General features: G+C 72.8%; 18 protein-coding genes. 10 read left to right on the forward strand and 8 right to left on the reverse strand.

Annotated elements, in window-relative coordinates; translation table 11 throughout:
• Positions 1-2: 2 nt before the first annotated feature.
• The gene (locus tag WMF42_RS40240) at positions 3-1,889 is read right to left on the reverse strand and encodes a zinc-ribbon domain-containing protein (RefSeq protein ID WP_437688354.1); all 1,887 of its coding nucleotides are present in this window, start codon (positions 1,887-1,889) and stop codon (positions 3-5) included.
• 254 nt (positions 1,890-2,143) lie between these two features.
• A complete protein-coding gene (locus tag WMF42_RS40245; RefSeq protein ID WP_437688355.1) occupies positions 2,144-3,511 on the reverse strand; it encodes a hypothetical protein in 1,368 nt (455 codons plus the stop codon).
• A 484-nt stretch (positions 3,512-3,995) separates the two neighbouring features.
• Between WMF42_RS40245 and WMF42_RS40250 the strand changes: the two genes are divergently transcribed.
• From WMF42_RS40250 to WMF42_RS40260, 3 genes are all read left to right on the forward strand, one after another.
• Positions 3,996-4,151 carry a hypothetical protein gene (locus tag WMF42_RS40250; RefSeq protein WP_437688356.1) on the forward strand — a complete coding sequence of 52 codons (156 nt, stop codon included), beginning with the start codon at positions 3,996-3,998 and terminating at the stop codon, positions 4,149-4,151.
• Between the two features lie 197 nt (positions 4,152-4,348).
• Positions 4,349-6,613, forward strand: a complete 2,265-nt coding sequence (locus WMF42_RS40255; protein ID WP_437688357.1) for an SdrD B-like domain-containing protein — start codon at positions 4,349-4,351, stop codon at positions 6,611-6,613.
• Between the two features lie 664 nt (positions 6,614-7,277).
• The gene (locus tag WMF42_RS40260; protein WP_061606167.1) at positions 7,278-7,772 is read left to right on the forward strand and encodes a response regulator; all 495 of its coding nucleotides are present in this window, start codon (positions 7,278-7,280) and stop codon (positions 7,770-7,772) included.
• Positions 7,773-7,832: 60 nt separating this feature from the next.
• Here WMF42_RS40260 and WMF42_RS40265 read toward each other — a convergent pair whose 3' ends face one another.
• Positions 7,833-10,802: an Eco57I restriction-modification methylase domain-containing protein gene (locus WMF42_RS40265; protein WP_437688358.1), complete on the reverse strand. Its 2,970-nt coding sequence runs from the start codon at positions 10,800-10,802 to the stop codon at positions 7,833-7,835.
• A gap of 343 nt (positions 10,803-11,145) precedes the next feature.
• Between WMF42_RS40265 and WMF42_RS40270 the strand changes: the two genes are divergently transcribed.
• Both WMF42_RS40270 and WMF42_RS40275 read left to right on the forward strand, forming a co-directional pair.
• Positions 11,146-11,892: a DsbA family protein gene (locus WMF42_RS40270; protein WP_081427110.1), complete on the forward strand. Its 747-nt coding sequence runs from the start codon at positions 11,146-11,148 to the stop codon at positions 11,890-11,892.
• A 70-nt stretch (positions 11,893-11,962) separates the two neighbouring features.
• On the forward strand, positions 11,963-13,042 hold the full coding sequence (locus tag WMF42_RS40275; RefSeq protein ID WP_061613175.1) for a hypothetical protein: 1,080 nt from the start codon (positions 11,963-11,965) through the stop codon (positions 13,040-13,042).
• A gap of 49 nt (positions 13,043-13,091) precedes the next feature.
• Here the strand turns inward: WMF42_RS40275 and WMF42_RS40280 are convergent, their stop codons facing one another.
• Positions 13,092-14,021, reverse strand: a complete 930-nt coding sequence (locus WMF42_RS40280; protein WP_061613174.1) for a LysR family transcriptional regulator — start codon at positions 14,019-14,021, stop codon at positions 13,092-13,094.
• A 266-nt stretch (positions 14,022-14,287) separates the two neighbouring features.
• Complete coding sequence (locus tag WMF42_RS40285; protein WP_437688359.1) at positions 14,288-15,685, reverse strand: glycoside hydrolase family 6 protein; 1,398 nt, start codon at positions 15,683-15,685, stop codon at positions 14,288-14,290.
• A gap of 488 nt (positions 15,686-16,173) precedes the next feature.
• On the opposite strand from WMF42_RS40285, the gene WMF42_RS40290 reads away from it, so the two are divergent.
• A complete protein-coding gene (locus tag WMF42_RS40290) occupies positions 16,174-17,457 on the forward strand; it encodes a metallophosphoesterase (protein WP_437688360.1) in 1,284 nt (427 codons plus the stop codon).
• A 1,040-nt stretch (positions 17,458-18,497) separates the two neighbouring features.
• Here WMF42_RS40290 and WMF42_RS40295 read toward each other — a convergent pair.
• Both WMF42_RS40295 and WMF42_RS40300 read right to left on the reverse strand, forming a co-directional pair.
• Entirely contained in the window at positions 18,498-19,787 is a 1,290-nt protein-coding gene (locus WMF42_RS40295) for an Hsp70 family protein (protein WP_437688361.1), read from the reverse strand.
• Positions 19,788-19,952: 165 nt separating this feature from the next.
• The gene (locus WMF42_RS40300) at positions 19,953-21,476 is read right to left on the reverse strand and encodes a serine/threonine-protein kinase (protein WP_061610484.1); all 1,524 of its coding nucleotides are present in this window, start codon (positions 21,474-21,476) and stop codon (positions 19,953-19,955) included.
• A gap of 412 nt (positions 21,477-21,888) precedes the next feature.
• Between WMF42_RS40300 and WMF42_RS40305 the strand changes: the two genes are divergently transcribed.
• Positions 21,889-22,239: a hypothetical protein gene (locus tag WMF42_RS40305; protein WP_081426773.1), complete on the forward strand. Its 351-nt coding sequence runs from the start codon at positions 21,889-21,891 to the stop codon at positions 22,237-22,239.
• A gap of 69 nt (positions 22,240-22,308) precedes the next feature.
• Positions 22,309-22,404: a 50S ribosomal protein L33 gene (rpmG, locus tag WMF42_RS40310; protein WP_081426775.1), complete on the forward strand. Its 96-nt coding sequence runs from the start codon at positions 22,309-22,311 to the stop codon at positions 22,402-22,404.
• 109 nt (positions 22,405-22,513) lie between these two features.
• Here rpmG and zigA read toward each other — a convergent pair whose 3' ends face one another.
• Positions 22,514-23,767, reverse strand: a complete 1,254-nt coding sequence (gene zigA / locus WMF42_RS40315; protein WP_437688362.1) for a zinc metallochaperone GTPase ZigA — start codon at positions 23,765-23,767, stop codon at positions 22,514-22,516.
• Positions 23,768-24,018: 251 nt separating this feature from the next.
• Between zigA and WMF42_RS40320 the strand changes: the two genes are divergently transcribed.
• Together WMF42_RS40320 and WMF42_RS40325 are read left to right on the forward strand one after the other, a co-directional pair.
• A complete protein-coding gene (locus WMF42_RS40320) occupies positions 24,019-24,648 on the forward strand; it encodes a LysE family translocator (RefSeq protein ID WP_437688363.1) in 630 nt (209 codons plus the stop codon).
• 129 nt (positions 24,649-24,777) lie between these two features.
• A complete protein-coding gene (locus tag WMF42_RS40325) occupies positions 24,778-25,641 on the forward strand; it encodes a polysaccharide deacetylase family protein (protein WP_437688364.1) in 864 nt (287 codons plus the stop codon).
• The last annotated feature ends 7 nt before the right edge of the window (positions 25,642-25,648 follow it).

Genomic DNA, 25,648 nt, shown 5'->3' on the forward strand with positions numbered 1-25,648 from the left:
GCTCAGTTGATGGTGAAGGACTTGCTGACCGCGATGGGCGAGCCGCCGAAGGCGGGCACCCGCGCGCCGCGGAACACCCTGGCGACGCAGCCGCCGACGCTCGTGCCGGCGAACGGCGCGCCCTGGACCTCGGCCGACGTGACGTTGCCGCTCGGCGCGAAGGTGACCCTGACCTTGCCGGTCCCTGTCGGGCCGCCGGCCTTCTTGCAGCTCTTGGCGGATCCAGCGGCGGCGCCGAGCGCCGAGCTCGCGGCGCCGCGGTTGAACTCGCCGCCGCCCGACGGAGCCGCCTCCGCGGGCTTCGACGCCGGCTTCGCCGCGGCGGGCGCCGCCGCGGCAGACCTGTCCCGCTCCGCCGGCTTCTCGGCCGCGGGCGAGGCCTGCGCCGGGGTCGGCGTCGCCGCGCCGGCGGCGTCCTCCGCCGAAGCGGCAGGCGCCGCCGTCTCCGCCGGGGGAGGCGTGTCGGCCGCCGCCGTCTCGGAGGGCGTGGCTGCCGGCGGCGGGGTCGTCGTCTCCGCCGGGGGCGTCGCCTCCGCCGGGGGCGTCGCCTCGACGGGCGCTGCGTTCGTCTGCTCCGGCGTGACCATCTCCTCCTTCGGCGACTGCATGAAGAAGAAGGCGACGCCGCCGATCAGCACGACCGCGGCGGCCGCGGCGGCGATGAGGCCCGTGCGGCTCCGCTTGGCGGGCGCCTCCGGCGCCCCGAACGGGGAGAGCGACGGGAGCGACGAGAGCGGCGCCGGCGGCACGGACGACTTCGCCGATCCCGACATGGACGGCGGCGGCCGCGAGTCTGCCACCGGCGCGAGCAGCGGCGGGGGCGCGAGCATCGGCGCGGAGGCGATGGCGCCGCCGCCGAGGTTCAGCAGATCGTCATAGCCGGCGCGCCCGTTGTTCTTTGCGGGACGGGTCGAGGGGCGCCGGCCCGACGGGGCCTCGTCCGGCGTCTGCTTGGCCGCGGCGTTCTCGGTCGCCGTGAGCGCCGAGAGCGAGAAGAGGACCGAGTTCTCGTTGCGCTCACCCACCTGGCGGTCGATGCCGGGTTGCGGCGCGGGCGCCGCCGGCTCCGAGGAGCGCTCGGCGGCGCTGAAGACGTCGACGGCGGCCGCCCGACCCACGCGGCGCGCGGCCGCCGGGGCCGGGGTGGCCGCCGCGTCCGGAGCCGGCGCGGCTGTCGCGGCGGCGGCCGCCGCAGGCGCGGGTGCGGAGGGCGACGCCGCCGCGGGGGCCGAGAGCGCGGCCGCCGCGCCGGGCGGCCCGCGCCGCGAGTCCTTCATGACCACGGTGCCCTCGGGCCCGAACTTGAGCCCGGCCGGGGCCGGAGCCACGGGCACCGCTGCAGGTGCGGGCACCGCCGCGGGCGCAGGCACCGCCGCGGGCGCAGGCACCGCCGCGGGCGCAGGCACCGCCGCGGGCGCAGGCACCGCCGCGGGCGCAGGCACCGCCGCAGCCTCTGCCGGCGCCGCATCCGCCTGCGTCGAGAACTGCTGCCGGAGCTCGGGGACGCTGGCGATCGGTAGCCAGTCACCCATGCCCTCTTTCCAGACGTACGTGTCGTTGCTGAGCGCTCCGCGGGCGTATGCCTCCACGAGCTCGGCCGTCGTCATGGTGCGCTCGTCGCCCTCGGCGACGTTGACGGTCCACGCGTCGGGCGAGGTCCCCGAGGCCGCGCCGCCCGCGTCGAGCTTCGGCTCGGCGTCGTCCGAGAGATCGCCCTGCTGCCCCACGGTCGCGTCCTGCGACGCGGCTGCCGCCGCGGAAGGATCATTCGCGCCGGTGACGACCATCGCGTGGTTGCATTTCTTGCATTTGATCTTGACCGTCTTGCCGACGACCTTCTCGTCCGCAATCGTGTACTTCGCCTGGCAAGACTCACACGTAATCTTCATGCGACTGTCGCCCTTCCCGTTCCGGCTTGCGGGCATGGGTTCAACGACCACACACGCGCACGTCCACGCGTCCCGGTCGTGTTGACGGCAGGATAGCGGGATGCCGCGAGGCCGATCAAGGCGACGGCTTTTTTTGTGAACCGGGGACGGCACCACCGGCATCGCGTCATCTCGCGGCGAGCTTCCGGCGCGGCGCGGCGGGATGACGCAGCGCGCGTCGATGCTGCGCGTGATTGCCCGCGGATCGGTGCGCCTCAGTTGACGAGGACGAGCTGCGTGCCGTCTTTACCGCAGAACATCGCCTCACCTGGATAAAGCGCGCCGCAGGTCGGGCAGATCTTTCCGCGCGGAGGCGACGCCGGCTGGACCGGCGCCTCGGCGAGCCGGGCCCCGGCGGACGCCGGCGCCTCCTCCGCCCCGGCGCCGCCGCGCTCCCCGAAGGCGCTGCCCGTCGAGGCCGGGCCGTCCAGGTCGCCCCCTGCCCGCCGGCGGCCCCGGCGCAGCAGGATCAGCCCCGCGAACCCGAGGCAAGCGGCGACGCCGCCCACGATCGCGACGAACAGGTTCTTGCGCTGGCGCCCCAGGTCCTCCCCCGCGGTGGTGCGCCCGCCGATGGTGCCGGTCGCGATCGTCACGGAGGCGGCCTCGTCGCTCTCGCCCGCCTCATTGAGCCCGCTCGTCGCGAGGAGCGCGTCGTACCGATCGGGGCTCGTCACCTCGATCGAGACGGTCACGCCCTTGCCGGCCACGGACGCGACAAGGCCGAGGTTCCCCTCGCCCGCGTCGGCGCCGACCGAGAGCGCGCCTGTCGCGTCGACCGTCGCGGCGGACGCGAGCGGCCCGGGGGCGATCGACCACGCGGGCCGCGTCGGGAGCGCGCACCCCTCCGCATCCATGACGAGCGCGCGGAACTGGAAGCGCTCGCCCGGCCGCATGAGCTTGCGCGACGGCGTGACCTCGAGGCGCGCCGGCTCGCCGGGGGCGTCGCAGGTGCGCGACGCCGCGGGCTTCTTCACGGAGGCGGCGGGCGGCGCGCTCGCGGCGGCCGGCGGCGCGCTCGCGGTGGCCGGCGCGCTCGCCGCGGGCGGCGCGTCGCCCGCGCGCCGGACGAGCGTGTACGTCCGCGTCCTCGTCACGGAGGCGTTGCAGGTCGTGCCCTGGATGATGAACTGGTACTGCCCCGTCTCGACCATCTGGATGCTGGTGTCGGTCGCCTGCGTGGTCGTCGTGACGACAGCGCGGCGGGGGTCGTTGGGGGGCGTCGTGCAGCGCGTCTGCCAGGAGCGCGCGTCGCCGGACGCCGAGTGCTTGCTCCGCGCGAGCCCGGGCATCTGCTCCCAGCACGCGGCGGTGCTCCACGGCCGGCCGGCGCCCGAGATCGAGAGCTCCGAGCCCTGCTGCTGGATCTGCACGGCGCCGCCCGGCGCGCCCTGCGGCTGCGGCCTCGGCCCGCACGCCTCGCCCCACGCGGCGACCGACCACTGCTCGGTGAGCGGGCTCGCCGTCCACGCCCCGCTCAGCGTGGGCAGCTCCTGCGCGGCGCCGGTGCGCGGGGCAGCGACGAGCGACGAGGCGAGGAGCGCGAGGAGCAGGGCCGGCGAGGCGAGCAGCGGGCGTCCCACGGCGGAACCCTAGCAGCGCCCGCCCGCGGACGGCACCCGGCAGCGCCCGCCCGCGGTGTCGGCGGCGCTCGCGCCTCTCGGGACAGACCGGGACGACGGCGACGAGGCTGACAACGACCAGGCGAGGCGCGCGGGATGGAGAGGCGGGGGATGAGGGGATGGGGGATCACGCGCCGGCAGGGGGAGACGTGGCACGACGTGGCACCGCACAAAAGCTCTCGAGCCCCGAAAAGGATCTAGACAGGCGAAGCGGAGACTCGTTATCTTGAAAAATGGTCCTGTGCGCACTCTGCATCAAAACTCGCTCGGAGACCCCGCGCACCTGATCCGATCCTGTTCGTCCCTCGGGCCCTGCAGAGGGGCGGAGAGGGCTGCGGAGCGCACCAGTGCGCTGCCGCACGCGTGGCGCGCGTGGCGCGCGTCGACAGCGTCGATTGACGCCGCGGGCCGCCGTCGTCCCTGCGCTCCGACGCATGGAGTGTGGATGCAGGCTGACAAGCGCGGGCCGGGCATGGGGGTGCCCAAAAGCGTCACCGCACAGGCCAAAAGCGTCACTGTGCAAGTCGCCGCCAGCGATGTTTTTTTCGCGTATCGCTGCCAGAAAGATCTGGACACTTTCGACATCGAGTGGCTAAGTTAAACACTGTCTCTTTGCGCATCCGCTCTCCGATCCGAGCCAAGGCGCCCGCGTACCTGATCTGATCCTGATCAGCCCCGCGGGGCGCAGCCCGACCGGAGCCCGCGAAACCGACCTCGCCTGACCCGTGTGTCATGGTGCCTGCTATTCGGATGACGCTCCAGCAGTGGTTCACCCGTGAGGACCTCAAGGAGCTACCAATGAAGCAGATCGCAATCGCCTCATCCGCCGCGCTCGCAACCCTGTTCATCACCGCCACGAGCTTCGCCAACACCACCGCGCCTTCGCCCACGTGCACCGTGATCCAGCGGGGGGCGCTAGGCGACATCTACAACGCCGAGATCTGGAGCCTCTACCCGAGCTACGCCGTCCGGACGCCTCATGAGGTGAACACCGGGTACTCCAGCACGGCCGGCGAGAAGCGCGCCCTGTTCGGCTTCAATCTGAGCCCCATTCCCGCCGGCTCTCTCGTCACGTCGGCCAAGTTCTACGCGCAGACGTACAGCAGCACGGCCCAGACCGTCCGCGCCCACCGGGTGCTCGCACCCTGGAGCGAGGACACGGTCACCTGGAACAACCTCGGCGGCATCGATCCCACGACCTTCACGTCGTTCGTGGCCGGCGGCTCGGTGTGGCAACAGCTCGATCTCACGGAGCTGGTCCAGGAGTGGGTGAGCGGCATCTCGCCCAACCACGGGATCCTCCTCGAGGAGGACCAGTACGGCAAGACATCGTACAAGGGCAGCGCCCACACGAACCTCTCCTACCGTCCTCTGCTCGAGGTCTGTTACACGGCCCCGAAGGGCTCGATCGGCGACAAGGTGTGGTTCGACGCGAACGCGGACGGCGTCGAGGACGCCTCCGAGCCCGGCATCTCCAACGTCGTCGTCGACCTCTTCGTCGACGCGAACTGCGACAAGGTCGCCGACGCCGGGACGACCCCGAGGACGACCGCCACCGACGCGAACGGCGCTTACCGCTTCGGCGAGCTCGAGGCGGGCTGTTACGTCGTCAGCGTCGACGACGCGACGCTCCCGCTCGGCCACTTCCTCACCACCGACGACGAGCCGCTCGCCGTGTCCCTCGACGCGGGGGAGAACGTGAGCGACGCCGACTTCGGCTATGTGACGTACTCGTCGATCGGCGACACGGTCTGGCTCGACAGCGACGCCGACGGGCTCTACGAGCCGGAGACCGGCGAGCTCGGCGTCAACGGCGTCCTCGTCGAGCTGTTCCACGACGGCGTCCTCCTCGACTCCACCGTCACCGGCAACAGCCCCTACACCGGCCAGCCCGGCTTCTACCTCTTCGACACCCTCGCCGCGGGCACCTACTCGGTGGTCATCACCTCCGACAACTTCATGACGAGCGGCCCGCTCGCCGGACAGGAGCCGACGGCCGATCCCGACGGTGGGCTCGACAACGTGGGCACTGTGTCGCTCGGCTGGGCCCAGGACCTGCTCGACGCGGACTTCGGTTACCAGCTCTCCTGCGGCAACGGCGTCTGCGGCGGCGACGAGAGCTGCGGCACCTGCGCCGTCGACTGCGGCGCTTGCCCGCCCGTCTGCGGCAACGGCACCTGCGAGGTCGGCGAGGACTGCGGGAGCTGCAGCGCCGACTGCGACATCTGCCCGCCGGTCTGCGGCGACGGCACCTGCGACGCGAGCGAGTCGTGCGGGAGCTGCTCGGACGACTGCGGCGCTTGCCCGCCCGTCTGCGGCGACGGCACCTGCGGGGCCGGTGAGGACTGCGGCACCTGCTCGGACGACTGCGGCGCTTGCCCCGCTGTCTGCGGCAACAACGTCTGCGAGACAGGCGAGGACTGCTCCAACTGCGCCGGCGACTGCGGCGCTTGCCCCGCTGTCTGCGGCAACGACACCTGCGAGGCCGGCGAGAACTGCCTCGAGTGCCCGAGCGACTGCGGTATCTGCCCGCCCGTCTGCGGCAGCGGCGTCTGCGAGGTCGGCGAGAGCTGCTCGACGTGCAGCGCCGATTGCGGTGAATGCCCGCCCGTCTGCGGCGACGGCACCTGCAAGGCGGGCTTCGAGGACTGCTCGAGCTGCAGCGCCGATTGCGGCGCGTGCCCGGCCGCGGCCCCCGGCACCGGCACCCCCGGCTACTGGAAGAACCACGAGAGCGCGTGGAAGGTCTCGTCGATGACCGTCGGCGGCAAGACGTACACGAAGGCCCAGCTCCTCGATATCATCAGCCGCCCGACCAAGGGCGACGTGACGTACATCATCGCGAAGCACCTCATCGTCGCCAAGCTCAATGTCGGTATCGGCAATCAGTCGAGCTGCATCGAGGACACCATCGCCAAGGCCGACGCCTGGCTCAAGCAGTACCCGCTCGGCAGCAACATGAAGGAGAACGGCAAGAACACGCCCTGGACCATCGGCCAGCCCCTCGCCGAGACGCTCGACAACTACAACAACGGCCGCCTCTGCGCGCCGCACCGCGACTGATGATCGGTCACCGGCCGGCAAGGGACCGCTGCCCCGCAACAGCGACGGACCGATAGACGGACCGATAGACGAGCGCTCTCCCCCCCCCCCGGGCCAGCGCCCGCCCCGGGCCACCTGGCTCGCGCGGCGCTGGCCCATCCGCTCCTCCCCCCTCCCATCCCCTTCTCCGCTGCTCCTCGCCGAGCGCTCTCTTCAAGAGAGGCAGCCTCATCGCTGCTCGCTCGCCCCTACCTCGCGGCCGTTCCGGCTGTTCCAAGGTCACCAATCTCTTCGGCGAGGACACCACGGACGCTGTTGCGTCGCCGGGCCCGAGGCACGCGGCTCCCGCTCGAAGTGGAACGGCCCTGCGCGCGAGGCGATCCGCGCGCGGGCCATGAGGCGCGGCCCCGCGAGGCGGGGAGACGGAAGTGCCCCACGCGTGCGCGTGTTCTGCCCCTCCGCGCGACAAATTGCCCCTACGAGGCGGAAGGGGACCCCTGCAGGCGCGCGCTACGCCGCGGACACCGCGGTCCCGCGAGCGCAACGGTCTCGTCGAGCCCGCTTCACTGCAAAGGAGGACAGCGTGGCACGGCCGCTGCAAATCCTGCGGGTTCGATCGCCGAGGACCACGGTGGACGGTCCGAGGCCGCGGTGTTGGCGGGCCTGTAGTTAAGGAGAAGCGGCGATGAACCTCACGGAAAGCTGGATTGGCGACAAGCCCTTGGTCCCGCCTTGCGGCTTGTTCGGCAAAGGTCAGCGTATCCTCCTCGCGGAGGACGATGACGACATGCGCGCCACGCTCGCCCTCGCGCTCCGGCGCGACGGGTTCGAGGTCTCGGAGGCGCGCAACGGCCTCGAGCTGCTCGACAAGGTGGCGCCCTGGCTCGGTGGGCAGGAACCGCCGGAGCCGATCGACGCGATCGTCAGCGATATCCAGCTGCCGTGCTTCTCGGGGATGGAGATCCTGGAGGGCCTGTCCGAGCTGAGGCGCCGACCGCCGGTCATCCTGATCACCGCGTTCGGCGACCCCCACCTGCACGCGGCAGCGCGCAGCCTGGGCGCCTCGGCGGTGTTCGAGAAGCCTTTCGACCTCGATGATCTCCGCAGCGCGCTGTTCAACCTGAAGGACAGCGCGAAGGACAGCGCGAAGGACGCGCCCGGCTTCGACGGCGGGTTCTGACGCGGTGCGGACGGCGCCCTCGACAGGGCGGGGCGCTGCGCCGGGGCCGCTGGCCGGCGCTCAGCCGTCCGGCCGCGGGAGCGGCGTCGCCGCCGCCCAGGCCGCGACGCAGCGCCGCTCCTCCTCGGTCATCTCCAGCATGGTCGCCACCAGGGCGTCCAGGTGGCGCCGGGCCTCGACGGGCAGGCCCGCGTTCGCCGGGCCGAGCTCCCGCCCGAGCGCGTCCAGCGCGGCGATCCGATCGGCCCGACCCGGCGGGGGCGCGGGGATCGCGCGCAGGTGCGCGATCTTCACCTGCGGCATGCCCTCGCGCGCGTCCCGGTGCCGGGTGTAGTGCCACCACCGGACAGGCGAGGAGTTGAGGTAGCAGAGCAACGCATACTCGCTCCAGGTGGCGTCGCAGAAGCCGGCCAGGATCGAGTTGCGGAACGGGAGGCCGTCGCTCAGCGCGGCGATCGGGTACCGGGCGGTCTGCCGGATGAGCAGCCGCACCGCCCTCCAGTCCTCGTCCTTGCGGAAGCGGCCCTTCACGGCGGCGCGATCGACGTGGTGGCGCGGCGCGCGCGCGATGAGCTCGCCCACGTCGGTGCCCTCCCGGATGGGGCAGGTGTACGGCGGCACGGGCACGTCCGCGCGCCGGATGCGCTCGGCATCCTCGGCCGTTGTCTGGAAGCCGCGCTCCCCGAACAGGGCGGCGGGGAGCGGGGCGAGCGCGCTCAGCCGATCGAGGAGCCGGCTGGACACGACGTCGAGGTCCGAGCGCGCGAGGGGCCACGGGGCGCCGGCCGCCGCCCGGGGAGACGCGGGGCCGACGCGGCCGACGCGGGTCGAGAGGAGGCCCATGCACGGCTGGAACACGCCCTCGAAGGCGTCGCTGCCGAAGCTCGGGAGGTCGGGGTCCACGGCGCAGAGCGCGTCGTGCGCGCGCCGCGTCGGGCGGTAGCCGTCGAGATCCGAGACAGACGTCGGGATGACGAGGCCGAGCCGGCCGCCCGGACGGAGCAGCGACGCCGCCCGGCGCACGAACAGGCCGTGCAGCGAGCGGTAGCCGTGAAAGGCCGGGTTCCTGCGGAGGTGGAGGTTGAAGACCTCGGGCGCGATCGGCTGCGCGGCGCGGCCAACGTACGCGACCCAGGGCGGGTTGCCGATCACGGCGTCGAAGCCCGGCTCCGGGCGATCGAAGACGCCGGGGAACGCGAGCTCCCAGTGCAGGAACCGGCGCTCCTCGGCGATGCGGCGCGAGAGGGCGGCGCGCGGGTCGGCCGGCTCGCGCGCCGCGGCCATGTGGCGGTCGAACGTGTCCGGGGTCGGCGCCGCGGCCGCGAGATCGCCCTCCAGCGGCCAGAACCACAGGGCCATCCAGGCGTCGAGCGCCGCCGGATCCGCGACCGCGGCGCGCTCCGCCGGCGCCGCGGCCGCGGCGCGCTCCGCCGGATCCGCGACCGCGGCGCGCTCCGCCGGATCGCCGGGCGCGCCGGTCGGCGCCCGCGCACCCTGCGCCCGGCCGCGCGCGGGAGCCCGCCGCGTCAACGCCTGCCGCGCTCGCCGCTCGACGGCGGCGTCCGCGGCGCCGCCGCGCGACCACGCGTCGGCCGGGAAGGCGCCGATCTCCGCGCGCGAGGCGCCGATGAGGCTGTCGCCGCAGCGGAGCTTGCCGTCGAGGAAGCTCAGCGGCAGGTCCGCCTGCGCCACCACGAGCCAGAGCGAGAGCCTGGCGAGGTCGACCGCGAGCGGGTCGAGGTCGACGCCATGAAGGCAGCGCTCCGCCACGAGCGCCATGGCGCGGCGGAGCGGCGGCTCCCCTGGCGCGAGGTACGGCGCCTCGCCGGCGCGCTGCCAGGCCGCGGCCAGGTGCGCGGCGAGCTGGCGGCACGCCTCCACCAGGAACGCGCCCGAGCCCATCGCGGGGTCGCAGACGGCGAGCGCGAGGAGGTCGTCGGGCGCCGGCGGCCGGCCCGCTGCCTGGAGCAGCGGTGTGAGCGTCCGCTCGACGACGTGACATGTGATGTCACGCGGTGTATAATACGAGCCTGCGCGGCGCCTTATCTGGCCCGGCTGAAGGTAGAGCGTGCCGCGCGCGATCCGGCCCGGGTGCCGCGGGGAGGCGCGACGCGCGAGCGCCTGCGCCAGATCGGCCACGGTGCCGGCCGCGGCGACGGCGGCGGCGTGGCGCGCGCCGAGCTTCTGGCCCGCCGCCTCCTCGAGCCGCGCGGGCCGCTCGCCGCCGGGGAGGGCGAGGAGCGCCTCCAGGTCGACGACAACGTGGGACGGCAGCAGCGCCATCGACTCGCCCTCGGCGACCTCGAGATCGAGCGCGATCAGGCCTTCGTAGAGCGTGCCGATGTGCTCGACCTCGAGATCGCCGTGGCGGACCCTCGCGCCGTCGTGGACGAGCAGCGCCGAGAGCACGCGGCGGAGCACGCCGTCGCTGAGCCAGGGCGCGCTCTCCAGGAAGGGGAACGCGTCCGGGTCGCAGAGGCCGCCCCGCGCGCCCCGGGGACCGCGGTCGGCGAGGGCGCGGAAGAGCGCCGCGACGCGCGCCCACGCGCCGTGGCGGCGATCGAGGTCGCCGCCGCACCGCCGGTGCTCCTCGAGCTCGTCGAAGAGCCGCGCGACAGGCGCGCCGTCGCCGGGCGCGCCGGCCAGCAGCCCGCGCGACTCCGCGTAGAGGAGGAAGATGATCCGCATCAGCGCGGCCACGAGCCCGGCGTGGAGGTGCCGCCGCCCTGCAGCGGCGCCGCCGCGCGCGATGTCCGGGCCCTGCAGATCGGCGGCCTGGAGGCCGCGGAGGAGCTCGCCGAGGGCGCCCTGCGCCTGCTCGCGGAGCTGCCTGGCCACGCCGCCGGGGGGCGGCCCGGCCTCACCGCGCGGCGCGCCGACCTCCCGCACGCTGCCGGGCGGCGCGCCGACCTCCCGCGCGCTGCCGGGCGGCGCGTCGACCTCCCGCGCGCCGTCGGGCGGAGCCAGGGCGCAGGCCCGTTCACGGTCGCGGCGCAAGGCGGCGCTGAGCTGAGGGGATTCCGAGGACACGCGGGGCCGCGCGAGCATTGCGGAAGGAACGGGGTGCAGGCAAGCGCCCCGTCGCCGGGCAGCGCGCGGCCGCGGCGGGGGCCCGGTCGAGGGACGCCACGAGCGGCGGGCGGGCGCCGGGCAGCGCGGGCTCCGCCGCGCAGCGACGCCGGGAGAAGAACAGGGCACCTCGGATCTCGGCGCGCTCGACCCCCCGGGGATCTCGCCCCGCGACGCCGCCGGCGCGCTGGACAGGAGTCCTTGCTCACCCGGAGATCCTCGCGCAGCGCCGTTTACCGGAATGCTCGTGAGCGGGGCTCCGGCGCGCCCGTGAGGGGGTATGGATCGTGCCGTGTGTCCCGGGATGAAGCCTGAGCTGATCGAACGATACGCACTCGCCCATCCGCGCAACTCACACCCTGGCTCCGCGCCGCGGCGCGGCGCCCTGCTCGCCGCGCTCCTGCTCGGGATCTCGGCCTGCCAGGGCGCCGGCGAGGAGCCCGAACCGGAGGCCACCGGCGGCGCAAGCGCGGCTGTCGGCCTCTATTCCGGCATTCCCCAGGACGGCATCGTCCTCGGGGATCCGCGCGCGCCCATCACGCTGGTCGAGTTCTCCGATCTCCGCTGCTCGCATTGCCGGGATTATGCGCTCGAGGTGCTGCCCGCGATCCTCGAGCGCCACGTGAGGACCGGGCAGGTGAAGCTCGTGTTCCGGAACCTCACGTTCCTCGGCCCGGGCTCCGTGCAGGCCGCGCGCATGGCCGCGGCCGTCGGGATGCAGGACCGGCTCTGGGACTTCGTCGATCACTTCTTCCGGATCCAGGCGCGCGAGCGCCCGGCGATCACGGACGATCTCCTGCTGCGCGTCGCCTCCGAGCTGCCGGGCGTGGACGCCGCGCAGGCGATGGCCCAGCGCGACAGCGCCGAGGTCGCGCGGCTGCTCGCGGAGGCGCAGGCCGAGGCCGGGCGCCTCGACATCCGCGGCGTGCCGGCGGTGTTCCTGAGCCGGCAGGGGCAGGAGCTCCGCCGGCTCCGCCTCACCTCGATGTCGCCGGAGCCGATCTCCCGCGCGATCGAGCTGCTCCTGCGCGCGCCGCCCCGGCCCATGTGAGCCCGACGAGGCGGCGGAGGAGGCGAAGAGGCGCCGCCCCCCCCGCGCCTTTTGCTAGGCTCGCGCGGGGATGACCGCCTCGCCGTACGTGTTCCCTCCCCCGCCCCCCTCGCTGCGCGGCCGGCGCCGCGAGCTCGCGACGCTCACGGCCGCCCTGCGCGCGTCGCGCCCGACGCGCATCGCGCTCGTCGGCACGGGCGGCAGCGGCAAGTCGACGCTCGCGTGCGCGCTCGGGCACAGGCTCGCGCGCGAGCTCCCCGGCGGGATCCACTGGTTCCGGGTCGGCGCCTGGGACGCGCGCACGCTGGTCGGCATGCTGTCGCTCCGGTTCGGGGCGGGGCCGTCGCCCTCGCTGCCGGCGCTGCGGCGCCGCCTGCGGGCGCTCGGGGAGATGCTCATCGTGCTCGACAACCACGAGCACGACCGCGCCGTCGCCGAGCTGCTCGACGACCTGCGCGACGAGGCGGTGACCTGGGTCATCACGGCGCGCCGCTGCCTCGTCGCCGGCGTCTCGATCTTCCCGGTCATCGCGCCGCTCGTGACCTCGGGGCAGAGCCCCTTCCCCGCGGTCGCCTCGCTGACGCGCCTGCTCCGCTGGAACCCCGTCTCCCTGGAGCTCGCCGACGCGATCGTCACGAGCGGCGCGGCCGACGCCGACGAGCTCCGCGGCTGGCTCGTGGCGGGCGGCGTCGACCGCGTGCAGGTCATCGATCACGAGGACGACCTCCCCGAGGTCGGCCTGCTCGTCGCGTGGGTCTTCCGCGGGCTCGCGCCGGCGGCGCGCCGGATGCTCGCGGTGCTGGCCCACTCGAACGGCGACCACATCGACGAGGCGTCGCTCGCCCAGCTCGCGCGGGCGGGGCGGAGCGCCGGCGACGCGCTCGCCTCGCTGCGCCGGTTCCGGCTGGTGCAGGAGCCGTTCGCGGGCCGCTTCGCGCTGCACGCGACGGTGCGCCACGCGGTGCTGAAGCGCACGCAGCTCGATCAACGCCGCTTCTTCGAGCATTACGTCGCGCTCCTCGAGCGCTCGCCGGAGCGGCTCGACCTCGAGCAGACTCACCTGTTCGCGGCGATGGACTACGCGCATGACACGGGGAGCGTCGCGGCCGCGATCCGCGTCAACGAGCTCTTCTCGCGGCTCTCGCTCTGACGAGATCGGCCGGCGTCGGCGGGCGGCGAGCGCGCGCTCGATCGCCCTGTCACCGCGGCGCTTCCGGGCGCCCCACGTGCTGGCAGCAGAGCTCGACGAGGCGCTTCAGCACCCATTGCCCCGCGGGGCCCATCACGAGCCCCGGCCGGTGGACCAGGGCGAGCGCCAGGAGGTGCTCGTCATCGCCCCACGCGTCCGGCCGCAGGCGCACCAGGCGCCCCGCGCCGAGGTCGTCGCGGATCATGTGCTCTGGCAGGTTGCCCCAGCCGAGCCCGGCGCACAGGAGCTCTCGCTTGGTCTGGAGGTCCACGACGCGCCAGGTGCGGGGGGACAGGACGGCCTGCTCCGGCGAGCGCGCCGCGCCGCGCTCGCTCAGCACGATCTGCACGTGCTCGCGGAGCTGCTCGGTCGCGAGGCGCGCGGCGCTCTGCTGGGCGGCGGCGAGCGGGTGCGACCTGGCGGCGACAGGCACCATGCGCACCGACGTGAGGTGCCGGCGCTCGAGCCCCTGGGCCGGCGCGGCCGGCCCGACGACGCCGAGCTGGCACGTCCCGTCGAGGACCCTGTCGGCGACGGCGGCCATGCTCTCGGTGTGGACGACGAGCTCCACGGTCGGGTAGACGCGCGCGAACTCGACGCAGAGATCGACAAGCGCGGACAGCGGAAACACAGCGTCGACGCACAGCGAGACGAGCGGGTCGAGGCCGCCGGCGAGCCGCTGCGCCGCGCTGCTGAGCGCGTCCGCGTCGGCGCACACCCGCCGCGCGGCGTCGAGCAGGACGCGGCCCTGCTCCGTGAGCGCCGGGATCCTCGTCGAGCGGTCCCAGAGCACGACCCCGAGCTGGCCCTCCAGGTTGGCCATCGCGTGGCTCACGGCCGACTGGACGCGGCGGAGCTTCCTGGCCGCCGCCGAGAAGCTCCCCTCGTCGGCGACCGCGATGAACGTGCGGAGCTGATCGAGCGTGATGGAGTCGTGCACCGGGCACCACCATGCCACGGCTCGCCGCGCCGCGGCGGCCCGGCGTCCGCCCGCCGGCGGCGGGCCTTCCGCGCTGGTGAGGTCGACAAAAACAGCGCGGCGACCGGGGCAGGCGAGGAGCGTTTTCCCAAGGGGTCTACCCTCCAGCCGGCCGCGCGGCCCGCGGGCGGGTAGACCCCTTTTTCTACGCTCCTCGCCTGCCCCGGCCGCCGGCGCGCGCTCGACAGAGCGCGCTCGTCACGGCCTGGGACAGCCGCCGACGCCGATCAGAGCGGCGGGTTGGCGTTCTTCACGCACTCCACGAAGTAGTCGTGGAACCAGTAACCCGCCTCCGGCGCGCGCTGATCCGCGTCCTCGTAGCCGCAGAACAGGTCGTAGCGCGCCGCGCTCTTGTCCGCGGTGCCGTCGGAGTCACCCGGCGGCTTGACCCAGTAGAAAGCGTCGAGGCGCGTCGCGCCGCCCGGGTTCGCCCTGGGCCGCTCGCCCATGCCGGCGCCGATGTTGTTGCACCAGTAGCCCCAGTCCGCCCGGATGTTGCCGCGGCCGTTGCGGCTCGTGTCGATGATGAAGTGCTTGTCGCCGAGGCCCACGGCCGACAGCGCCTGACCGAACTGGTTGACGTAGTCGTACTCGCCGAAGCAGGGGTTGAACTGCTGATCGTAGCTCTCCGCGCCATCGGCGTACTTGAGCTGGGTGTAGTTGGCGACGTTGGTCGCGAAGCCGCGGACGTTGGACGGATTGCCGGCGAGGTCGAGGACCTCCTTGAAGATCGCGGCGCCCTTCTCCTGGTTGTCCGGCCAGCCGAGCCAGCCCGAGTGCGCGGCGTCGATGTAGTGATGGACGTGCGACATGCTGAGCTTCTTGAGCGCGTACGCGACGCCTTCCTTGTAGCCAGCCGCCGTCTCCTCGGAGCAGTCCTTCTGGCCCATGTTCGTCGCGAGGTTGGGGAGCGAGTCGGGCTCGATGACCGTGACGATGCGCAGGTTCGGCCGGGCGGCGAAGATCTCCGCGATCTTGTCGATGAACTCGGTCTTGTACCGCGCGGCTCCGCCGTTCTCGAGCCGGAGCTCGCCGTTCGACGCCTCGGCGAAGCAGTCGCGGTTCGGCAGGTCGTACACGACGATGACCGGAATGACCGGCTTGCAGAGCTGGTTCTGGAGCTCGATCGCCTTGTCGAGGTGCCCCGCGAGGCGGCTGACCGCGGCGATGTTGTCGAGCCAGAACGCGGTGGGGATCTCCTGGACCTTCTTCATCTTCGCGACGAGGGCCGCGTCCGTCGTCATGTCGATCGACGACTGGACCTTCGCGATGTACTCCGGGTCCACGAACAGCGTCCCCCCGTCGAGCGGGTTGCCCGTCGTCGAGATGTCGACGGCAGTGGGGCAGGAGCCCGTGCCCGCGCCGGTGCTGCCCGTCGGGGTGCCCGCGCCGGTGCCGCCGCCCGTCGGGGTGCCCGCGCCGGTGCCGCCGCCCGTCGGATCGACCGTGCCGGTGCCGCCCGTCGGGGTGCCCGCGCCGGTGCCGCCGCCCGTCGGGGTGCCCGCGCCGGTGCCGCCGCCCGTCGGGCCGCTCGCGCCGCCCGCTCCCTCGTCCCCGCCGTTCTCGCCTGCACCCGAGCAGGCCGCGATGGATGCGGCGAAGAGGACCGCAAACCAGTTGCTCAACCCCCGATGCGAATTCCTTCTCAGCATACTAAGCCTTTCATCTACTTCGCCAAAGGAACCAGGCAAACTCAGCACGTCAAGATTAGCGCGCCGAATCTAGACCAACGGTTTCGCTGGAGCAAGAACAAACGACGACTGCGCGATCTCACCGTGGCTTCATCATCTGCCGTGCGGTTATTTTTTCACGGCGAATAAAACACGTCCGTCCACATCTCGCGTCACGCGCGCGTCATGGGCGCGTTCAACCACGGCGCCGCAGGGGTGCTCCGCTTGTGGAGAACGCGCCGACGCGCATCGGGCGGACTGTTCCTGAGCGCTCAACGCAGCGCGTGATCATCAGGACTGGACAGCGCTGCCCGACGCTCGGTGTCATGGCAAACCACCAGAATCGTTTCGGGTGGTTTGCCAGCCCCCACTCCGTGGCGGCTTCTGGCCGGGCGTGCCGGATCGGTTACGCTTCGGTCCCCCCGCCGTCCGCAGAGCCCGCCATGCGTTTTCTCCTCATCGCGCTGATCGTCCTCCTCGTCGTCGGCCTCATGGGCGTGTACGTGCACCGGCGCGCCTCCCGGGTGCTCGGCCTGGGGCCTCGCGCCCGGCGCGCGCTCTCCTTTCTGCTCGCCGCCGGGCTCATCGCCATGACCCTGTCGCGGCTCGGGCGCGGCGCGCTGCCCGACGGCGTGCTCCGCGCGATGGGGCTCGTGGGCAGCACCATCTCGCTCGCCGTCCTGATCTCCGCTGTCCTGCTCGCCGTCGTCGATCTCGGGCAGCTGATCGCGCGGCTCGGGCGCGCCGCGCTCGCGCGCGCCGCCGCGGCCCCGCGCGCCGCCGACCTGGCCGGCCGCCCCGCGGACGCAGCGGCGCGCGAGGGGGGCGGCGCCGGGGGCGAGGCCGTCCCGCCGGCTGCGCCGCCGAGCGCGCTGCCCGCGCTCCCCCGCCGCGCGTTCCTCGCGAACGGGGCCGCGGGCTCGGCGTTCCTCATCGGCGGCGGCAGCGCTGTGTACGGCGCGCTGGTCGGGCGGCACGACTACGTCATCGAGGAGATCGCCATTCCGATACCGGGGCTGCCGCGCAGCCTGGACGGCTTCTCGATCGTGCAGCTCTCGGACATCCACCTCGGGCTGTTCGTGGGTGAGCCCGAGATGCGCGCCGCCGAGGATCTCGTGCGCAAGGCGCGCGGCGATCTCGTCGTGATGACCGGCGACCTCATCGATTTCGATCCGAGGTACGCCGAGCACCTCGGGCGGCTCACGCGGCGGCTCGGCCCGCTCGCCCGCGAGGGGGTCGCGGCGATCCCGGGCAACCACGACCATTTCGCCGGCATCGACGCGACGATCGACGCGCTCGAGCGCGGCGGCGCGCACGTGCTGCAGAACCGGGGGCGCGTCATCGGAGGGGCCGGCGGCGCCTTCGCGCTGCTCGGCGTCGACGACGTGTGGGCGCGGCGGCGGGTGCCCGGCGGCGGCCCCCACCTCGGCCGGGCGCTCGCCGACGTGCCGCGCGACCTGCCGCGCGTGCTGCTCTGTCACAACCCCGTGTTCTTCCCGGAGGCGGCCGGCGAGGTGGCCTTGCAGATCAGCGGGCATACGCACGGCGGCCAGGTCAACCTCGTCGTCCGGCCCGCCGACGTGGTGCTCCCTCACGGCTACGTCGCCGGGCTCTACCAGCGCGGCGGCGCGCATCTCTACATCAACCGCGGCTTCGGCACCGCCGGCCCGCCCGCGCGCATCGGCGCGCCCCCCGAGGTGAGCCGCATCGTGCTCGTGGCGGCCTAGGCGCTGCCTGGCTCCAGCGTGGCGCTCGACACGACGGGTGGGGGGAACATCCCCTTTCCCCTCCATGAGGCTCCCACGAGCGCTCGCGAAGGTTCTCCCTGTATTTCGGGATAGGGCACCTGCTCCGCTTCTTGATTCTCGCGCTCGCGGTGTTCAGGCTCCGAGTCGCGATGAGCGTGACGAGCCGACGAGCGCCGGCGACCTGCGGCCCGCGAGGGGCGCTCCTCCTGACGATCGCGCTCGCGCTCGGCGCCGGCGGGTGCGCGCCCGCGCCGCTCGCCGCGCCGGTGGGCCGCAGCGACGCGTCCCTCGACGCGCCGGAGGATCGCCCCGCGCCCGCGCCGGCGCCCCCGCCGCCGGCCGAGGAGGGAGCGTTCGTCGATCTCGAGGTCCCCGGCTTCAGGCCCGCGGTGGTCGTGCCGCCGAGCGGCGGCGGGCCGCGGCCCGTGATCGTGGTGGCGCACGGCGCCGGCGATCGGCCCGAGTGGCACTGCGACGTCTGGCGCGCGATGGTGCGGGGCGCCGGGTTCATCCTCTGCCCGCGCGGCAAGCCCATCGACGCGCGGGTGCCGGACGGGATCTTCTACTACCCCGATCATCGCGCGCTGAGCCGCGAGGTCGCGGCGGCCGTCTCGGCGCTGTCGCGGCGCTTCGGGGATCGGGTGGATCTCCGCGAGCCCGTCTATGCGGGGTTCTCGCAGGGGGCGATCATGGGCGCGCTGCTCTTGCCCGGGCACCCCGCGCGCTTTGCGCGGGCGGCGCTGATCGAGGGTGGTTATGGCGGCTTCGGCGAGTGGACGCTGGGCACCGCCCGGCGCTTTCGCGGCGCCGGGGGGGCGCGGGTGCTGCTCGCGTGCGGCCGGGCCGATTGCGCGGCCAGGGCGCGCGAGACGCAGGCGGTGCTCGAGCGCGGCGGCGTGACGGCGCGCGTGCTCCACGCCGAGGGCGCGGGCCACACCTACGGCGGCCGGATGGAGCGCGCGCTCCACGAGGCGTACCCGTGGATCGTCGAGGGCGATCCCCGCTGGCTCGACGCCCGATCAGGCGGACGCGGCGGCGATGCTGCGCGCGCGCTCGGCGAGCCCCTGCACGACCGAGTGGAAGCTCCGGAGCTGCCTCACCTTGCCCTGGCCGAAGCGGCGCTCGATCGCGCGCCGGAGGGCCGGCACCCTGGCGGTGCCGCCGGTGCAGCACACGACGTCGACGTCGTCGAACGACATGCCCGCGTCCTGCACCGTGTGGTCGAGGGCGCGGAGGATGGCGTCGATCTGCCGCTCGCTTGCGGCCTCGAAGTCCTCCCGCGCGATGGGCTCGCGGATGTGCATTGACGGGTAGTCGAAGCAGAACTCCGTCGCTGCCTCGCCGGACAGCGCGCACTTGCTGCGCTCGATCTCCTCGAACACCCGGAAGGCGAGCGAGTCCTCGACGAGGCAGAGCAGGTTATCCATGCGCTGCCGGTCCTCGGGCCCGAGGGACCACGCCTTCACGTCGCGGAGGAAGGCGAGCACGTCGCGGTGCTGGAGCACCGTCATATCGGCCGGCGAGCAGAGCTTCTCGGCGATGGGCCGGGGCATTGTCAGCAGGTTCGAGCCGAGCGGGACGCGGTAGGTGACCTCTGCGCCGAAGTGGCGCGCGATCTTGTGCCGCATGAGGCTCCCGTCGAGCGCGTCCCCGGCGATCGACACGCCGCCGAGCGAGAGCACGTCGGACGGCGCGAACCCTTCCCGGCGCATCCGCACGATCGTGTAATCCGACGTCCCGCCCCCGAAATCGGCCACGAGGACGACGGCCCCGCGGTCGAGCTCCAGCTGGAAATCGTGCGCGGCGGCGACCGGCTCGGGGCAAAAGAAGATCTCGCGGAACCCGGCGATGCGCGCCGCCCTCTCGAGCCGCTCCTCGGCGAGCCGATCGTCCGCCGGATCGTTCGAGAACTTCGCCGGCCTGCCCAGCACGACGCGCGCGACGTCCGCCTCGAAGTACCGGTTCGCCTGATCGCGCATCTCCTTGAGGAACCGGCCGATCAGGTCCTCGATGGTCACGACCCGGTGCCCGATCTGGGTGCCGGAGAAGCTCCGGTCCGGGAGGTATTTCTTGATCGAGCGGATGAAGCGCCCTTGCATCCCGTTCGCGACGAAATCGGTGATCGCCGCTGCGCCGCAGGAGAACCGCTGTTGCCCGAAGAAGAGCAGGCTCCGGAGGACGGTCGGGTCTGCCGCCGCGCTGTCAAGCGGGATGGGCGGACAGGTCGCCTCCGCGCTTGCCGCAGAGAGCAGCGAGTTGGAGGTACCGAAATCGACGGCATACATCTCGGGCCTGAATCGTGCGGACATGATCTCGCCTCCTCACGGGTGCTTCGCGGGCACGGAGATCTCGCCGATTCAACCACCTATTTACAAGCTGTCGAATGCATGAGACGATGTTGACGGGCTCGCGGGATGGCCAGATTTCGCCCCGTCTCCCGCGCCCCCGCCGTGGGCCCCCGTGGAGGGGGCCGGCTAGGACACGCGCGTCACGCGCCGCAGCGCCACGATGAGCGCGACGAGCGCGATCAGGGTCGGCAGCCCCACGACGCCCACGTTGAGCCAGCCGAGCCAGGTGGTCGGCGCGAGCCACGCCGCGGGGATCGGCAGCGCGAACGCGTTGTAGGCGGCGGCGCAGAGCGCGAGCACGCCGCACGAGATGAACAGCCACACAAGCGTGGCCCGGAGGCCCCTTCCGAGGCGCTCCATGGCCGGCGCGCTCCGCCAGCGCCCGACGAGCACCCGGATCGTGCCGATGAAGGCGAAGAGCGAGAGCGCCCCCGCGGCCCCCCCGGCGATGAGGAGCTCGGTCTCGTCGAGCGCCCGCCGCTCGGTGATGCCGTAGATCATCCGCAGGACCATCGCGGCGCTGGTGAAGACGGCCGCGCCCGCCGCGAGGCTCACCGCGATCGACAGCAGCACCGCGACAGGCCGCGCGCGCCGCGCCCTGCGCGTCACGTCGTCCGCGCTCTGCCCCTGGGCGTTGGGGATGACGACGGTGGCCACCTCGTCGTTCGGCGCGCCGTCGGTCACCGCCGTGGGCAGCGCGAGCGCGCGCGCAGGGTTGAGCGGGTCCTGCATGTCGAAGTCCGCGAGCAGGCGATCGAGCTCCTGGGCGGACGGCGGCCGGTCCTCGCGTGCGCGGGCCATGGCGCGCTGGATGAGCGCCTCGAGCCCCTCCGGGATGGTCCTGTCGATGTCGCGCGGGCGCCGCGGGTCCTCGGTGAGCAGGCGGATCATGACCCGGGTCGGCTCCTCGTCGGGGAACGGCCGATCGCCGGTCAGCATGCGGTAGAGCACGGCGCCCACCGCGTAGATGTCCGCGCGCGAGTCGACCTCGGCAGAGCCTCGCGCCTGCTCCGGCGCCATGTACTGCGGCGTGCCGACCACCGAGCCCGTGCGGGTGAGGTCGGCGCCGTCGAGCACCTTGGCGACCCCGAAATCGAGGATCTTCACGTGCATGCTGCCCCCCTCGCGCCGCACGAGGAACAGGTTCGACGGCTTGAGGTCGCGGTGGACGACGCCTGTCGCGTGGGCCGCGGCCAGGCCCCGGCACACCTGGCGCGAGATGGTGATCGCTGTCGGGAGCGGCAGCTTGCCGACCTGGTCGAGGAGGCTGCCGAGGTCCTCGCCCTTGAGCAGCTCGGTCACCATGCAGGGGCGACCGTCCTTGAGGCGCACGACGTCCACGACGTCGATCACGTGCTCGTTGCCGACGCGCGCGATCGTCTGGGCCTCGCGCTCGAAGCGCGCCATCGCCTCCCGGTGGCTGGCGAAGTGCTCGTGGGGCACCTTGACGGCGAAGCGCTTCGGCAGGCGGATGTGCTCGGCGACGTAGACGCGGCCCATGCCGCCCGCGCCGATCACGCCGGTGATGCAGAAGCTCCCCGCGAGCAGCTCGCCGACCATCGGGTCGGTCGCTGTGACGCCCTGGAGCTCCAGCGCCGTCGCGTCGATGGGGCAGACGAGGAAGTCGAGCGGGTACCGGACCGCGCACACGGGGCACCGTCGGGTGGGTCTCTCCGGGGGTGCCTGCCGCGCCTGGTCCGGGTCGGCGTGCCTGGCTAGCTCGACCATTGACGGGGAGTCTAGGACGAGATGCCCGTCCGAGGGAGACGGATCGGCCGCGCCCGCCGGCGACGCGCCGCGCCTTGCGAAAGACGACCCTCCTTCAACGCGCTGGCAGGTCGAGCAGGGAGCCGCGGCGCGCTGGCCGCGAGACGAGCTCTGGCGGCGACAACCGCCGCACAAGAAATTTGAATGACCGGCGCGCGCCTCGAGGTAAGCTAACTTACTGAAGACCGAGCCTTCGTGGGTGGCAGCCGAGGGATCGGGGCCTCGGAGGCTGATGCAAGCAGCCTCTGCTCTTCCGGAGCAGTGCGTTCCCTACCGCTCAACCAAGGAGATCAGGATGAAGGACCACGCGACGCACCAGAATCATGCGCACGATCACGGCACGACGTGCGGACACCCGGCGATCCGTCACGGCGACCACGTCGACTACCTGCATGATGGCCACTTGCATCATCAGCATGAGGACCATTTTGACGAGCACGTCCTCTCGGTGGACGACGCGAACCCCGCGCAGTGCACCCCGAGCCACGCGTGCTCAGGCCATGACGTGAAGCACAAGCACGGACAGGGCTGTGGGCACCCCCCCGTCCCCCACGGAGACCACGTGGACTTCCTCGTCGAAGGCCACCTGCACCACCCGCACAGCGGGCACTGCGACCATCACGGCGACGTGCAGGTGATGGCGTAACGTTCAGGCCAGGGCGTCGAGCGTCAGGGCGACGCGAGGCGAGGGCCGGGGCGGCGACCGGTGCAGACGATGACGGAGAAGATGCAGAGGAAGAAATACGAGCCGATCGACCGCAAGCACGTGCTCTTCACGGAGAGGAAGATCTCGAAGGGAGGTGGCAAGTGAGGGTGACACTGGCGCTCTCCTGAGGAGCGCGACGCGGCTGCGTGAGCCCGGGCGCGCGCTTCGCCGCAGCGACCCGCGCCGATGTGGGCCCGCCGTCCTGCGGCGGGCCTCAGGGCAGGCGGAGGGGCTGCGCGGCCTCGGCCTCGCTCTCCACCTCTTCTGCCTGCTCCCACGCCGGGAAAGGATCGTCGAGCCGGCTCCAGCCGGAGGGCCCCGCGGCCATCTCCTCCTGGGTGAGCAAGCAGGCGTCGAGGCCGCGCGTGAGCTCGTCTCGGGCCATGTCGACGCCGATGAAGACGATCTCCTGCCGCCGGTCGCCCCAGACCGGATTCCACGCTGCGTCGAGCGCGGCGCGCTCCTCCTCGTCCTCCGGCCGCTGCTCCTCCGGCAGGGCCGCGTACCAGCGTCCCGCCGCCTCGAACGAGGCCGCGCCGCCCGCCTGGGACCAGGCGCCGGTGGTGTCCATGCGGGTCGCGAGCCAGAAGAACCCCTTGGAGCGGAGCACGCCATCCCACGCGGTCGCGCCGTGGAGGAAGGCCCAGAGCCGCTCCGGGTGCATCGGGCGGTCTGCGCGGTAGACGAAGCTCTCGATCCCGTACTCCTCGGTCTCGGGCACGTGCTCGCCGCGCAGCTCCCTCATCCAGCCGGGTGAGCGCGCCGCCTCCTCGTAATCGAAGCGCCCCGTGCCGAGGATCTCGCGCGGATCCACCTGGCCGCGACAGGCCCTGATCACCCGGGCGCCGGGGTTCAGGTGCAGGAGCATCGCCCTGAGCCGCTCGACCTCGTCCTCGCTGACGAGATCGGTCTTGTTGAGCACGAGCACGTTCGCGAACTCGACCTGCTCGACGAGCAGATCGGCGACCGTGCGCTCGTCGTCGCCGTCCAGCGCGGCCCTGCGCGCCCGGAGCTCGTCGGCGCTCGTCCAGTCGGCGAGGAACCGCTGCGCGTCGACCACCGTGACGAGCGTGTCGAGCCGGGCGAGCTCCGAGAGGCCCTTGCCCGTCGCGGGGTCGGCGAAGGTGAACGTCTCGGCCACGGGCAGCGGCTCCGAGATGCCCGTCGACTCGATGAGCAGGTAGTCGAAGCGCCCCTCCCCGGCCAGGCGGGCCACCTCGACCAGCAGGTCTTCCCGGAGGGTGCAGCAGATGCACCCGTTCGACATCTCGACGAGCTTCTCCTCGACGCGGCGGAGCGCCGCGCCCCCACCCCGGACGAGCGCCGCGTCGACGTTGACCTCGCTCATGTCGTTGACGATCACGGCGACGCGCAGCGCGTCGCGGTTCGCGAGCACGTGGTTGAGCAGCGTGGTCTTGCCGGCGCCCAGGAAGCCGGACAGCACGGTCACAGGGAGCTTTGGAGTCACAAAGAGGCCTCTCTTGATCCGCGCCCGCAGCGCGAGCGCGTGAATCACGCTATGGCAACCCAAAATTAATTGCAATACAATTGCGTTTTCTAGAGCGCGCGCTCCGCCGGTGCGGGCGGCGCACGCCGCTGGACGGGGCGCTCCGGCGAAAGGGAGCCTGGAGGGCGGACTCGCCCGCTCGACGCTCCGGCCCCGAGGACACGCGACCGGGCCTGGCCGGCGGAGCGTCCAGCGGCTACACAAGGGTCGTCGTGACCTCGACCCTGCTTGCCTTCTGCGGCGCCGCGCTGGTGCTGGCCATGATCCCGGGGCCGAGCACCGCCGTCATCGTGCGGCAGGCCCTGCGCGGCGGGCGCCGCGCCGCGCTCGCCACCATCGCCGCGAACGAGGTGGGGCTCCTCTTCTGGGCCCTCGTCGCGGCGCTCGGGGCCTCCGCGCTCGTCGAGGCCTCCGAGGTCGCGTACCACGCGCTCCGCCTCGCCGGCGCGGCCGTCCTCGTCGCGCTCGGCGTTCAGTCCATCCTGGGGCGGCCTCGGGCCAGCAGCGGCGACGCGGGGCCGGGAGCCCGGGAGCCCGCTGCCGGCGGCTGGAGCGCCTTCCGCATCGGCCTGCTCACCATCCTGGCGAACCCCAAGGCGGCCGTGTTCGCTGCCTCCTTCCTGCCGCAGTTCGTGCCGACCGGCGCGCCGATGATGTCGGCGCTGCTCCTCCTCTCGCTGGTGTGGGTCGCCGTGGACACCGCCTGGTACCTGGCGCTCGTCCTGCTCCTCGGCCGGCTCCAGGCCGCCATGGCCGGCGGTCGCGTGCGCCGGACGCTCGAGGCGCTCTCCGGCGTGGTCCTCGTGGCGCTCGGCGTGCGGATGGTCCTGGAGCGTCCCTGAGGAGCGAGAGCCTCCCGCGATCACATCTCCTCGAGCTCCTTGCCCTTCGTCTCGGGGACGAAGACGACGACGAACGCCGGGGCTCCCTGGAAAGACGCCCGAGGCGCAGGCACGGCAGATGATACGGCCATGTCTGCTGTGGAGATCCTACGCACAGAGAAGGGCCGCGCGCGGGGCCTCCCGACGCGCGAAGAGCAGGCGGTGCTGGTGTGCATCGGCGCGTGCCTCGCCGCCATCCTCGTCGCCTCGGTCCTCCTGACAGGGGTTCCCGCGGGCGTCGCTGTCGTGTCCCTCGAGTTCGACGACACGCTGGCAAATCAGCTCTCCGCGCGATCCATCCTCGCCGAGCACCGGATGCATGCCACGTTCTTCGTGAACAGCGGTCGACTCGACCGGCCCGGCTACCTGACGGTCGCGCAGCTCCGCGCGCTCGCGTCCGACGGCCATGAGATCGGCGGCCACACCATCGATCACGCGCGGCTGCCCGGGCTCCCTGCCAGAGAACAGCGCCATCAGATCTGCGAGGATCGCCGCGCTCTCCTCGCGCTGGGCTTCGACGTGAGCGACTTCGCGTACCCCAATGGCGATTACGACAGCGCCAGCGCCGAGCAGGTGCGCGCCTGCGGTTACGAAAGCGCCAGAGAGGTTGGCGGGATCGGCTACCCTCCATGCATCTTCTGCACATGGGCGGAGACCATCCCTCCACGCGACCCCATGGCCACCCGCACACCCGGCTCCCTCCGCCGCGCTCACAGCCTCCCCAGAATCCAATCTCTCGTCCGCCGCGCGCAGCTGGCTGGCGGCTGGATACAGCTCACCTTCCACCATCTCTGTGACGCGTGCGACGACTACAGCATCTCCACCGAGGACCTCTCCACGCTCCTCGGCTGGCTCGCGGAAGAGCGCGAGGCGGGCCGCGTCGCCGTCCTGACGGTGCGGCAGGTGATAGGATCTGGCGCGAGTGATGAAAATGATTTACATTTTCAACATTAACCAAGGA

Origin of the sequence: Sorangium sp. So ce176 (genome assembly GCF_051519835.1) — a bacterium.
Taxonomy (GTDB): Bacteria; Myxococcota_A; Polyangia; order Polyangiales; family Polyangiaceae; genus Sorangium; species Sorangium cellulosum_G.